The following is a 12391-nucleotide window of genomic DNA, read 5'->3' as shown; positions in this document are numbered from 1 at the left end:
ATGCAGAACTACGGCTGGGAGATCGCCAGCCACGGCTATCGCTGGATCGACTACCAGCACTTCCCCGAGGACCTGGAACGCGAGCACATCGCCAAGGCCATCGAGATCCACACCCGCCTGACCGGCGAGCGGCCGCTGGGCTGGTACCAGGGCCGCACCAGCCCCAACACCGCCCGGCTGGTCGCGCAGGAGGGCGGCTTCGCCTACGACGCCGACAGCTACGCCGACGACCTGCCCTATTGGGACGACCAGCACGGCAAGCCGCAGCTGATCGTGCCCTACACGCTGGACGCCAACGACATGCGCTTCGCCGCGCCGCAGGGCTTCAACAGCGGCGACCAGTTCTTCGCCTATCTGCGCGACGCCTTCGACGCCCTCTATCTGGAGGGCGAGACGGTCCCGAAGATGATGAGCGTCGGCCTGCACTGCCGCATCGTCGGCAAGCCCGGCCGGATCATGGCCCTGCGCCGCTTCCTCGAACACGTCGCCAACCACGACAAGGTCTGGGTCGCCCGGCGCATCGAGATCGCCAACCACTGGCGCAAGACCCATCCCTACAAGGCCCCGACCCCATGAGCGCCCCGCCCCTTACCCTGGCCGACCTGAACCGGATGAACCGCACCGGGTTCGCCACCACCCTGGGCTTCGCCTTCGAGCTGTCGCCGTGGGTGGTCCAGCGCGCCTACGACGCCGCGCCGTTCGCCAGCGTCGAGGCCCTGCACGCGGCGATGATGGCGGTGCTGGACGCCGCGCCGGAAGCTGAGCGGCTGGCCCTGATCCGCGCCCACCCCGAACTGGCCGGCAAGGCGGCGATCGCCAAGACCCTGACCGCCGAGAGCAACGCCGAACAGGCCAGCGCCGGGCTCGACCGGCTGACGACGGAGGAGTTCGAGCGCTTCCACGCCCTCAACAAAGCCTATGGCGAGCGGTTCGGCTTCCCGTTCATCATCGCCGTGCGGCTGAACGACAAGACCTCGATCCTGGCCGCCATGCAGGCGCGCCTGGCCAACGACCGGGCCGCCGAGATCGCCGAGGCGATCGCGCAGATCGGCCTGATCTCCAAGCTTCGGCTCCAAGACGCGGTGACGCGATGACCCGCCCCCAAAGGCCGTCATCCCCCGACTTGTTCGGGGGACCCAAGCCGAGCCGGCTCGTGGTCTTCGGAAGCACCGCTCGGGTCCCCCGCATGAAGCGGGGGATGAGGACCGTTGTGGAGATTCTGGCCGGGGGAGCCAACTAGTTGGAATACGATCTGAACACCTGGCTGAACCTGTCGCTGCGCTGGCTGCACGTGATCGCCGGCGTCGCCTGGATCGGCGCCTCGTTCTACTTCGTCTGGCTGGACAACAACCTGCGCAGTCCCGAACCCGCGAAAGAGGGCGTGAAGGGCGAGCTGTGGGCGGTGCACGGCGGCGGCTTCTACCATTCGCAGAAGTACATGACCGCCCCGGCCCACATGCCCGACCACCTGCACTGGTTCAAGTGGGAGGCCTACACCACCTGGCTCAGCGGCTTCGCCCTGCTGATCGTGCTCTACTATGTCGGCGCGCCGGTCTATCTGATCGACGCCAGCAAGCACGCCTTCAGCCAGGCCGGGGCCATCGCCACGGGCCTGGCCTTCATCCTCGGCGGCCTGCTGGTCTACGAAGCCCTGTGCCGCTCGCCGCTGGGCCAGCGCCCCCGCGCCTTCGGCGTCACCTGGTTCCTCTGCCTGACCGCCGCGACCTGGGCCCTCACCCAGCTGTTCAGCGACCGTGGGGCCTTCATCCACGTCGGCGCGATCATCGGCACGGCCATGGTCGGCAACGTGTTCCTGGTGATCATCCCCAACCAGCGCAAGATCGTCGCCGACATGCTGGCCGGCCGCGAGGTCGATCCGCGCCTGGGGGCGATGGGCAAGCAGCGCTCGGTGCACAACAACTACATGACCCTGCCGGTCATCTTCATCATGATCAGCAACCACTATCCGGTAGTGACCGGCCATCCGCTGGCCTGGCTGCTGCTGGCGATGATCAGCGCCGGCGGCGTCTCGATCCGCCACTTCTTCAACCTGCGTCACCACGGGATCATCAAGCCCGGCTTCATCTTCGCCGGCGTGATGCTGGTGTTCTTCGTCAGCGTCATCGCCAGCCACAAGCCCAAGCCGTCGGAGGTCGCCTCCGACGTGTCCTTCCCGGTCGCCCAAGCCATCGTCCAGAAGCACTGCGTGGCGTGCCACGCCGCCGTCCCGACCCACAAGGGCTTCACCGCCCCGCCGAACGGCGCGGCCTTCGACACCCCGGCCGGCCTGGCCCGCTACGCGCCGCGCATTCGCGAGCGGGCGGTCGACAGCGCCAGCATGCCCCTTGGCAACGAGACCCACATGACCGATGAGGAACGCGCCCAGCTGGGCGCCTGGATCAAGGCGGGAGCCAAAACGCAGTGACCACCGTGGTAGAGACGCCATCCGCCCCCGTGACGGACGACGCCGCGCCGGCGCCCCGCAAGCGCAACGCCGAACGGACCCGCAAGGCGATCCTGACCGCGGCGCTGAAGGAGTTCTCGGCCGCGGGCTACGCCGGGGCGCGCATCGAGCGGATCGTCAAGGCCGCCAAGTGCAACATCCGCATGCTCTACCACTATTTCGGCGACAAGAAGGGCCTGTACCTGGCGGTGCTGGAAGCCGCCTACGAAGACCTGCGCGGCCGCGAGGCCGAGCTGCAGATCGACTTCGACAAGCCGCTGGAAGGCTTCTTCGCCCTGCAGCGCTTCACCTTCGACTATTTCGAGAAGAACCCGCGCATCGACGGCCTGCTGCGCAACGAAAACCTGCTGCAGGGCAAGTTCGTCGCCCAGTCGCGCAAGGTCACCGAAACGGCGTTCCCGCTGCGGCGGACGATCGAACGGCTGATCGACAGCGGCCAGAAGCAGGGGATCTTCCGCGAGGCGCTCGACCCGGTGCAGATCTACGTGACCATCGCGGCGATGAGCCGGTTCCACCTGGCCAACGGCTATTCGCTGTCGGTGACGCTGGACACCGACATGAGCAAGGCCGAGTGGCGCCGGGCGCGGCTGGTCCATGCGCTGGAGCTGCTGGAAGGGTATCTGACGAAGGGGAAGTAGGGATTTTAAGTCCTCCCCCTTTGGGGGAGGCGATCGCGCAGCGATCGGTGGGGGGAGTTTTAGGGCATTCGCTCCAAGGGGCCGACAGCCCAAACGCCCCTCCCCGTCGGCTTCGCCGACACCCCTCCCACAGGGAGGGGACCTAGAACAAAACCCCCTTCTCCAGCATCCCGTGCACCCCCTTCTCGCCGTTCACCGTCTGGGTCACCCGGAAGTCCACGGCCAGCGAGCAGAACTGATAGGCCTGCACCCGGGTCAGCGCCGACCGCGCGACGATGAAGTCGATCATCCCCCGCAGCGCCTGCTTCATCGCCAGGTCCAGGTCCTCGTTGAAGCCCAGGGTGATGAAGTGGGTCTTCGTCTCGGCGCGCGGCCAGGTGGCGACGCCGACGTCGGCGGCCTTGTGCAGCACGAAGGTGAAGGTCCCGGTCAGGCCCATCTCCAGGGCGTTGACGCAGACCTCGCCGTCGCCCTGGCGGCCGTGGCCATCGCCGACGCTGAAATTGGCCCCGGGAACCCAGACCGGCAGGAACAGGCTCGAACCCGCCGCCAGCTCCTTGCAGTCCATGTTGCCGCCGTGCTCGCGCGGTTCGCGGCTGGACAGCCGGCCATAGCGCGGCGGCGGGGCGACCCCGGCCGTGCCGAAGAACGGCCGCAGCGGCAGGGTCGGACCCCAGCTGGGCTTGCAGGTCCCGGCCGCGCCGTCGACGGCGATGTGGCTGACATAGCGGTCGGGGAAGTCTTCCGGCAGGGTCCCGGCCAGCGGCCGGACGGCGCAATAGCCCCAGCTGTTGTTGGGCTCGATCGCCTCGATCCGCACCTCCAGGGTGTCGCCCGGCTCGGCGCCCCGGATCGCCACCGGACCGGTCAGGATGTGGGGACCCATCCGCTCCAGCCGGGCGTCGTGGATCGCCTGCAAGGCCGGCGGGACGATCAGGCCCAGCTCCGGCGGCGGCATCACCTCGGGGCCGCCCGAGACGCAGTCGACCACCACCGTGTCGCCCGGATCGACCGTCAGCACCGGATCGAAGGCGGCGTCGAAGATTCCGAAGCGGACGGTGTCGGGGGACGAGGCCAGGTGGTGGCGCATGAAGTAAGCCTTCTATTACAAGCGCCCAGTTGGCCCCCGCCGGCCGCCCCGCCCTAGCCTCGACCGCCGCCAGGCCGCGCCAAGCCGTCCGGCGCCCAACGGGTGGGCGCCGGCGTGGGGAAGATGGCGCGGCGCTGGGCGTCGGCCCCCTCCAGGCCGCCCCGCCCTAGCGGCGGCCGGATATCCCGGTTATGAAGAAATTTCTTACTTGTGGAGCTTGCCCGCATGGCGGCCGATCCGGCGCTCTCGGCGTTTCTCGCCCTCCCTGACGACGCGGTCGCGGCCTATGCCGACGCCCGCGCCGAGGGGCTGGGCCTGCCGCTGCCGCAAGCCTGCCGCCCGGGGGTGATCGACAACCTGACCCTGCTGCGCCGCCAGGCCGAAACCTTCGTCGCCGCCCTGCCCACCTCGGCGGGGGACGAGATCGAGGCGTTCGCGCCATGAGCTTCCGCGCCGCCGCCGCCATCGCCGCCGACGTCCGCGACGGGACGACCACCGCCCGCGCCGAAACCGAAGCCGCCCTGGTCCGGATCGCCGCGGCCAACGGCGCCCTCAACGCCTTCACCGCCGTGTTCACGGGCCGCGCCCTGGCCCAGGCCGACGCCATCGACGCCGACCTCGCCGCCGGCCGCCCGGTCGGTCCGCTGGCCGGCGCGCCCTTCGCGGTCAAGAACCTGTTCGACGTCGCGGGCGTGACCACGGTCGCCGGCTCGAAGATCCGCCGTGACGCGCCTCCCGCCACCCGCGACGCCACCGCGATCCGGCGCCTGACCGCCGCCGGCGCCGTGCTGGTCGGGGCGCTGAACATGGACGAGTTCGCCTACGGCTTCGTCACCGAGAACGCTCACGACGGCCCGACCCGCAATCCGCATGACCGCGGCCGCATCGCCGGCGGCTCGTCGGGCGGCTCGGCCGCGGCGGTGGCCGCCGGCCTCGTGCCGCTGACCCTGGGCTCGGACACCAACGGCTCGATCCGCATCCCCGCCAGCCTGTGCGGGGTGTTCGGCCTGAAGCCCACCCTGGGCCGGCTGTCGCGCCAGGGCGCCTTTCCCTTTGTCGAGAGCCTGGACCACATCGGACCGTTCGCGCGGTCGGTGGCGGACCTGGCCCTCGCCTACGACCTGATGCAGGGACCGGATCCTCTGGACCCGCTCTGCCGTCGGCCCGCCGAACCGGCCGCCCCTCGCCTGCAAGCTATCGCCGACGCGCCCCTTCGCGTCGGCATGCTGGGCGGCTGGTTCGCGCAGGGCGCCTTTCCCGAGGTGCTCGAGGCGCTGGAGATCGTCGCCGACGCCCTGCAGGCCCGGCGCGGGATCGAACTGCCCGGCGCCGAGCAGGCCCGCGCCGCCGCCTTTTGCCTGACCGCCGCCGAGGGCGGTGAGTTGCACCTGGACGACCTCAAAGCCCGGGCCCTGGACTACGACCCGGCCGTCCGCGACCGCCTGCTGGCCGGCGCCCTGCTGCCGCACGGCGTGGCCGAGGCCGCCCGCCGTTACCGCCCGATCTTCCGCGACGCCGTCGCCAAGGTGTTCGAGGATTTCGACATCCTGCTGGCCCCGGCCTCGGTCTGTCCCGCGCCGGGCGTCGGCCAGGCGACGATGGACATGGGCGGCCAGGCGGTTTCGGTGCGCAAGAACCTCGGCGCCTATACCCAGCCGATCAGCTATATCGGCCTGCCCGTGGTGACCGTGCCGCTCAACCGTCCGGGCAAGCTGCCGATCGGCGTGCAGGTCATCGCCCCGGCCTGGCGCGAGGACCTGGCCCTGGCCGCGGCCCTGCGGCTGGAACAGGCCGGCGTCGTCGCCGCCCATCGCCCCGTGGAGCAGCCATGATCATCGACGACCTCTCCGTCCTGGCCGAGGTGACCGCCATGGTCGACGCCTACGAGACGGCGCTGATGACCAACGACGTCGCGGCCCTGGACGGCTTCTTCCGCGACGCGCCGCAGACCGTCCGCTACGGCGTGGCCGAGAACCTCTACGGTTTCGAGGCGATCGCCGCCTTTCGAATCGGCCGGAGCGGCGGCTCACCCTCGCGTTCGCGCCTCAGGACTGAAATCACCACGTTTGGGCGAGATTTCGCGATCGCCAACGTCGAATTCCTGCGCGAAGGGGCAAAACGACCCGGCCGCCAGAGCCAGACCTGGGTTCGCACCGAAATCGGCTGGAAAATCGTCTCGGCCCACGTCTCGCTTCTGCAGGAAGGCGTTGATCAACGCCTTTCCCCGTAAGCGAAAGACCGTCCGCCAAATGACGATAAGTAAGAAATCTCTGACTTATGATCTGCTTTTGGGCGCCGTGGCGACCGCGTGGTCAAATAGTGACATCTCGTGGCAAAACTTCATCAAACCAAGGCCGAGACGTCATCAAAGCTTTGGATTCGTCTCGATCATTGTGCATTGCACCCTCAGGTGTCGGGCCGCCGACGCATGAAGGGGATATGACATGACCACCTCCGCCAAGCTGCGCGCACGCCTCCGCACCGGCGGCGCTCTCGCCGCCCTGGTCCTGGCCGCCGGCCTCGCCGCGCCGGCCTTCGCCCAGGAAACCGCCGTCACGCTCGACGACGTGATCGTCACCGCCCAGAAGCGGTCGGAAAACATCCAGGAAGTGCCGGTCTCGGTCGCCGCCGTCTCCGGCGAGAAGCTGGACGCCCTGTTCGCCGGCGGCGAGGACGTGCTGGCCCTGTCGAGCCGCGTCCCCGGCCTGTACATCGAATCCTCCAACGGCCGCGCCGCCCCGCGCTTCTACATCCGCGGCCTGGGCAACGCCGACTTCGACCTGGCCGCCTCGCAGCCGGTCTCGGTGATCATGGACGACGTGGTCATGGAAAACGTCGTGCTGAAGAGCACGCCGGTGTTCGACGTCGACCAGGTTGAAGTGCTGCGCGGCCCGCAAGGCACGCTGTTTGGCCGCAACACCACCGCCGGCATCGTCAAGTTCGACAGCGTCAAGCCGAGCCAGACCTTCAAGGCCAACGGCACGGTGACCTACGGTTCGTACGGCTCGTGGACCGCCGAGGGCGGCGTCGGCGGCCCGCTGGTCGAAGGCAAGCTGGCCGGTCGGATCTCGATCCTGGGCCAGCACCGCGACGACTATATCGACAACACCTTCACCAAGGTGAAGGACGCCCTGGGCGGCTATGACGAGTACGCCATCCGCGGCCAATTGCTGTGGACCCCGACCGAAGAACTGAGCGTTCTGCTGAACGCCCACAACCGCACGCTGGACGGCACCGCCGCGATCTTCCGCGCCAATATCCTCACCAAGGGCAGCAACAAGATCAACGGCAATTTCGACCGTGACTCGGTCTTCTACGACGGCGGCCGCAACAACCCGCAGAAGTACGACGGCAACGGCGAGTCGCTTAAGATCGACTACGACTTCGGCGGCGTGACCCTGACCTCGATCAGCGCCTACGAGACCACCAACGGCTACAGCCGCGGCGACATCGACGGCGGCGTGGCCGGCGTGGGTCCTGGCATCATCCCATTCAGTTCGGACACCAAGGACGGCCTCGACGACCTGGACCAGTACACCCAGGAAATTCGTCTGGCCTCGGACGCCGACGGTCCGTTCACCTGGCAGGTCGGCGGCTACTACTTCCACTCCGACTTCCTGGTGACCACCGACGCCGGCTTCAACAAGGCGACGCTGAACCACAAGAACACCGCCTGGGCCGCCTTCGGCCAAGCCACCTATCAGGTCACCCCGCAACTGAAGCTCACCGGCGGCCTGCGCTACACCGACGACGACAAGACCATGACCGTGGTCGGCTCGACCGCGCCGAAGGTGGCGGTGTCGGACAGCAAGGTCTCGTGGGACCTGTCGGCCTTCTACGCCGTGACCGACGACTTCAGCCTCTATGCCCGCGCGGCCCACGGCTTCCGCGGCCCGACCATCCAGGGCCGTGACATCGTGTTCGGCGCCCCGGCTTCGGTGGCCCAATCGGAAACCATCCAGTCGTATGAAGTCGGCTTCAAGAGCGAGCTGCTGGACCGTCGCATCCGCTTCAACGGCGCGGCCTTCACCTATGAGGAAAAGGACCCGCAGTTCAGCGCCATCGGCGGCGCCGGCAACAACACCCTGCTGGTCAACGCCGACAAGGGCGAGGCCTACGGCGTCGAGTTCGACGGCGAGTTCAAGGTCACCCAGAACCTGCTGCTGACCGCCGGTTACAGCTACAACCACACCAAGATCAAGGACAAGAACCTGCTGGTCGGCACCTGCGGCACGCAACTGTGCACGCCGACCGATCCGCTGGTGGCCAACCCGAACGGCGCCCCCTTCGCTCGCGTCGACGGCAACCCGTTCCCGAACGCGCCGAAGTACGTGTTCAACTTCACGGCCCGCTACAGCTATCCGATCGGCGACGGCGAACTATTCGCCTACACCGACTGGTTCAAGCAGGGCTACACCAACCTGTTCCTCTACGAGAGCAAGGAATTCAACTCGAAGGGCATCTTCGAAGGCGGTCTGAAGCTCGGCTACGCCAAGCAGGACGGCGCCTACGAGGTGGCCCTGTTCGCCCGCAACATCACCAACGAGGTGAACCTGCGCGGCGGCATCGACTTCGACAACCTGACCGGTTTCGTCAACGAGCCTCGGATCGTCGGCATCTCGATCAGCGCCAAGCGGTAATCTGAAAGACCCCGCCCGGCTTCACCGCCGGGCGGATCCCCGAAGGATTGCCATCGTCCCGCCATGCTCCCGGTTCGCGCCGGGAGCATGGTTCGTTTGAGGGGGTCTCCCCCTCCGCCCAACGATGAGATAAGTCCCTCGGATGACGACCCCGACCAAGATCATCTTCGACACCGACCCCGGCATCGACGACGCCATGGCCCTGCTGTTCATCCAGGCCAGCCCGGCGCTCGACCTGCTGGCGGTGACCACGGTGTTCGGCAACGCCGACATCGACACCACCACCCGCAACGCCCTCTATCTGAAGGACCGCTTCGGCCTGACAGCCCCGGTCTACAAGGGGACCGACAAGCCGCTGACCCGGCCGCGCAACCCCTCGCCCACCTTCGTGCACGGCGAGAACGGCCTGGGCGACGTGGAACTGACCGGCCTGGTCCCGGGCGAGCCCGAGGCCAAGCCGGCCTACCAGGCGATCATCGACCTGGCGCGCGAGAACCCCGGCGAGGTCACCCTGGTCGCGGTGGGTCCGCTGACCAACCTGGCCCTGGCGCTGCAAGCCGATCCCGAGGTCGCCGGCCTGCTGAAGGCCGTGGTGATCATGGGCGGCGCCTTCGCCGTGGCCGGCAAGCCGGGTAACGTCACCCCGGTGGCCGAGGCCAATATCTGGAACGACCCCGAGGCCGCCGACCTGGTGTTCACCGCCCCGTGGTTCGTCACCGCCGTCAGCCTGGACGTCACCACCCAGGTGGTGATGAGCCCGGCCTATATGGAAGACCTGGAAGCCACCGCCGGTCCGGCCGGCGAATTCCTCAACGCCATCTCCAAGCCCTATGCGCGGTTCTACGGCGGCCGCGATGGCATCGTCGGCTGCTGCGTACACGACGCCGCGGCGGTGGCGTTCGTGATCGACCCGTCGCTGTTCGACGTGCGTCGCGGCTCGATCCGGGTGATCACCGACGGGATCGCCCTGGGCCAGACCTGCCAGATGGTCGAGGGCGAGCTGTTCGGGCCGAGCGCCTGGGACGGCCACCCGGTGCAGGCGATCACCGTGGGGGTGAAGGCCGAGGGGTTGCTCAAGCTGTATCGCGAGACGATGAGGGCCTGAGGTTCGAAAGTCCTCCCCCTGTGGGGGAGGCGGCCGAAGGCCGGTGGGGGGAATTTTGACGCGGTCGGTCGGAGTACGGTCGAAGCCGCATTACTCCCCCCTCCGATCGCTACGCGATCGCCTCCCCCACAGGGGGAGGACCTAGTTTCGCTCTACCGCCGATACCGCTCCACCCCGGCCACATAGGTCCGCTCGACCACCCGGTCGTCGCCCAGCACCGTCAGCGCGAACAACCGGTCCTCCAGGCTCCTCGCCGCCGGCATCCGCCGGGCCAGCAGCGGGGTCGCCGTCAGGTCCAGCACCAGGAAGTCGGCGATCTTACCGGTCTCCAGACTGCCGATCTCGCCCTCCAGCCCCAGGGCCCGCGCCCCGCCCAGCGTCGCCAGGTAGAAGGCGTGGAAAGGGTCCAGCGCCTCGCCGCGCAGCTGGCCGACCTTGTAGGCCTCGCCCAGGGTGTGCAGCACCGAGAAGGTCGTGCCGGCCCCGACGTCGGTGCCGATCCCGACCTTCACCCCGTGGGCGCAGGCGGTCTCCAGCGGGAACAGGCCCGAGCCGAGGAACAGGTTCGAGGTCGGGCAGAAGGCGACGGCCGAGCCGGCGTTGGCCAGGCGCTGGAAGGCCTCGCCCTGGAGGTGGACGCAGTGGGCGAAGACCGAGCGCTCGCCGACCAGGCCGAAGCGGTCATAGACGTCGAGATAGTCCCTGGCCGCCGGGAACAGCTTGGCGGTGTCGACGATCTCGCGGATGTTCTCCGACAGGTGGGTCTGCATCCAGACGGTCGGGTTGGTGGCCAGCACCTCGCCGGCCATGGCCAGCTGGGCGTCGCTGCAGCTGATCGCGAAGCGGGGGGTGACGGCGTAGCCCAGCCGGCCCTTGCCGTGCCAGTCGGCGATCAGCTCCAGCATGTCGCGGCGGCTGCCCTCGACCGTGTCGGTCAAGCCGGGCGGGGCGTTGCGGTCCATCAGCGACTTGCCGGCGATGATCCGCATGTCGCGCTTCAGCGCCGCCGCGAACAGCGCCTCCACCGAGGCCTTGTGCACCGAGCCGAACACCAGGGCGCTGGTGGTGCCGTTGCGCAGCAGCTCCTCGACGAAGAACTCGGCGGTGTCCTCGGCATGGCCGGGGTCGGCGAAGGCGGCCTCGGCCGGGAAGGTGTGGCGCTCCAGCCAGTCCAGCAGTTGCTCGCCATGGGCGGCGATCACGTCGACCTGCGGGAAATGGATGTGGGTGTCCACGAAGCCGGGGACGATCAGCTTGCCGGTCAGGTCTTCGACGGGCGTGTCGCCCAGCTCGTCGGCCAGCTTGGCGTAGTCGCCGCAGGCGACCACGCGGCCGTCCTCGACCAGCAGCAGGCCGTCCTCGTGGAAGGCGTGCGCCTCCCCGTCCGTCGTCGTCGGGTCGTCCTCCAGGTGGAAGATCGACGCCCTATAGGCTTGCAAGTTCGAGGTCCTTTACGCGTTCGCGGCGGGCGTTTTCGGCCCGCATCAGCAGGTCGGCGGCCACCGACACGGCGATGACCTCCGGGGCCTTGTTCTTCAGGGTCGGCAGGCCGATAGGACAGGTCAGACGTTGCAGAACGATGTCGGCGAAGCCGTCCCGGCGCAATCGTCCCAGGAACCGGGCCTTCTTGGTGTCCGACCCGATCAGGCCCAGATAGCCGAACGCCCCGCCGGCCAGGGCGGCCGAGGTCAGGGCGTAGTCCAGGTTATGGTCGTGGGTGAGGATCAGGATGAAGGCGTCCGGTCCGGCGCCCATGGCGGCGGCGGCCAGCTCGGCCGGCGAGCCGACGGCGACGCCGGGGATGTCGGCCGCCTCCGGCCGGGTGTCGAACCACGACAGCCGGAACGGCAAGGGCTCCAGGGCCCGGGCCACGGCCTGGCCGACATGGCCGGCCCCGAACAGCAACACCGGCGGACGCGGCGCGTCGGAGCGCTCGACCAGCTCATGGCCTTGGCCGGGGCGGTCGCCGCGCGTGGTGGCCGGCGCGCCGTCCAGCGTGACGCCGGTCGCCTCGGGCTGCGAGGCGGTCACCGCCCGGACGGTCTTGCGCAGCATGCCCGGCGAGAAGCGGGTGCGCAGCTCGAACGGCTGGTCGGCGTCCAGGCGCCGGGCGGCGTCGGTCAGCCAGTCGAGGCTGGCGGCCTCGACCCGCTCGATCAGCAGCCGGACGCGGCCGCCGCAGCACTGGGCCAGCAGCGGGCCCAGCGGATAGTCCTGCACGGCGAAGGGCTGGTCGGCCGCCAGCATCTTGCGCGCCTGGTCGGCGACCTGGTGCTCGAGATTGCCGCCGCCGATGGTGCCGGCCTGACCCTCGGCCCAGACCACCATCTTGGTCCCGGCGTCGCGCGGGGCCGAGCCCTCGGTGGCGACGATGGTGACCAGGGCGGCGGGCTGGCCGAGGGCCAGGCGGGCAAGGGATTGGCGGGCCCAGTTCGCGGTCATCGCCCCTCTCCC

11 protein-coding genes and 1 pseudogene are annotated in these 12391 nt (G+C 69.0%); 9 read left to right on the top strand and 3 right to left on the bottom strand.

Annotated features, from left to right (window positions below):
• From PMI01_RS01745 to PMI01_RS01730, 4 genes and pseudogenes are all read left to right on the top strand, one after another.
• Positions 1-576: pseudogene (locus PMI01_RS01745) on the top strand (allantoinase); the annotation flags it as partial.
• Positions 573-1094 carry a 2-oxo-4-hydroxy-4-carboxy-5-ureidoimidazoline decarboxylase gene (gene uraD / locus PMI01_RS01740; RefSeq protein ID WP_007662203.1) on the top strand — a complete coding sequence of 174 codons (522 nt, stop codon included), beginning with the start codon at positions 573-575 and terminating at the stop codon, positions 1092-1094. The pseudogene PMI01_RS01745 and the gene uraD, both read left to right, overlap by 4 nt.
• A 146-nt stretch (positions 1095-1240) precedes the next feature.
• A complete protein-coding gene (locus PMI01_RS01735; protein ID WP_007662201.1) occupies positions 1241-2425 on the top strand; it encodes a urate hydroxylase PuuD in 1185 nt (394 codons plus the stop codon).
• Positions 2422-3102, top strand: a complete 681-nt coding sequence (locus PMI01_RS01730; RefSeq protein ID WP_007662198.1) for a TetR/AcrR family transcriptional regulator — start codon at positions 2422-2424, stop codon at positions 3100-3102. Before PMI01_RS01735 ends, PMI01_RS01730 begins: the two co-directional genes overlap by 4 nt.
• A gap of 142 nt (positions 3103-3244) precedes the next feature.
• Here PMI01_RS01730 and PMI01_RS01725 read toward each other — a convergent pair whose 3' ends face one another.
• Positions 3245-4192: an acetamidase/formamidase family protein gene (locus tag PMI01_RS01725; RefSeq protein WP_007662196.1), complete on the bottom strand. Its 948-nt coding sequence runs from the start codon at positions 4190-4192 to the stop codon at positions 3245-3247.
• 225 nt (positions 4193-4417) lie between these two features.
• Between PMI01_RS01725 and PMI01_RS01720 the strand changes: the two genes are divergently transcribed.
• The 5 genes from PMI01_RS01720 (at position 4418) to PMI01_RS01700 (ending at position 9937) form a co-directional block, all read left to right on the top strand.
• Positions 4418-4636: an AtzG-like protein gene (locus PMI01_RS01720; RefSeq protein WP_007662194.1), complete on the top strand. Its 219-nt coding sequence runs from the start codon at positions 4418-4420 to the stop codon at positions 4634-4636.
• Complete coding sequence (locus tag PMI01_RS01715) at positions 4633-6024, top strand: AtzE family amidohydrolase (RefSeq protein WP_007662192.1); 1392 nt, start codon at positions 4633-4635, stop codon at positions 6022-6024. The genes PMI01_RS01720 and PMI01_RS01715 overlap by 4 nt, the downstream gene beginning before the upstream one ends.
• Positions 6021-6422: an oxalurate catabolism protein HpxZ gene (gene hpxZ, locus PMI01_RS01710; RefSeq protein ID WP_007662190.1), complete on the top strand. Its 402-nt coding sequence runs from the start codon at positions 6021-6023 to the stop codon at positions 6420-6422. The genes PMI01_RS01715 and hpxZ overlap by 4 nt, the downstream gene beginning before the upstream one ends.
• Positions 6423-6636: 214 nt before the next feature.
• Positions 6637-8832: a TonB-dependent receptor gene (locus PMI01_RS01705; RefSeq protein WP_007662188.1), complete on the top strand. Its 2196-nt coding sequence runs from the start codon at positions 6637-6639 to the stop codon at positions 8830-8832.
• A 142-nt stretch (positions 8833-8974) separates the two neighbouring features.
• Positions 8975-9937: a nucleoside hydrolase gene (locus PMI01_RS01700; RefSeq protein ID WP_007662186.1), complete on the top strand. Its 963-nt coding sequence runs from the start codon at positions 8975-8977 to the stop codon at positions 9935-9937.
• 152 nt (positions 9938-10089) lie between these two features.
• Here the strand turns inward: PMI01_RS01700 and guaD are convergent, their stop codons facing one another.
• Both guaD and xdhC read right to left on the bottom strand, forming a co-directional pair.
• A complete protein-coding gene (guaD, locus tag PMI01_RS01695) occupies positions 10090-11376 on the bottom strand; it encodes a guanine deaminase (protein WP_007662184.1) in 1287 nt (428 codons plus the stop codon).
• Entirely contained in the window at positions 11363-12379 is a 1017-nt protein-coding gene (xdhC, locus tag PMI01_RS01690; RefSeq protein ID WP_007662183.1) for a xanthine dehydrogenase accessory protein XdhC, read from the bottom strand. The genes guaD and xdhC overlap by 14 nt, the downstream gene beginning before the upstream one ends.
• Positions 12380-12391: the final 12 nt, after the last annotated feature.

The organism is Caulobacter sp. AP07 (assembly GCF_000281955.1).
GTDB lineage: Bacteria > Pseudomonadota > Alphaproteobacteria > Caulobacterales > Caulobacteraceae > Caulobacter.
The sequence above is the reverse complement of the archived record's forward strand: the minus strand, read 5'-3'. Positions and strand labels throughout refer to the sequence as shown.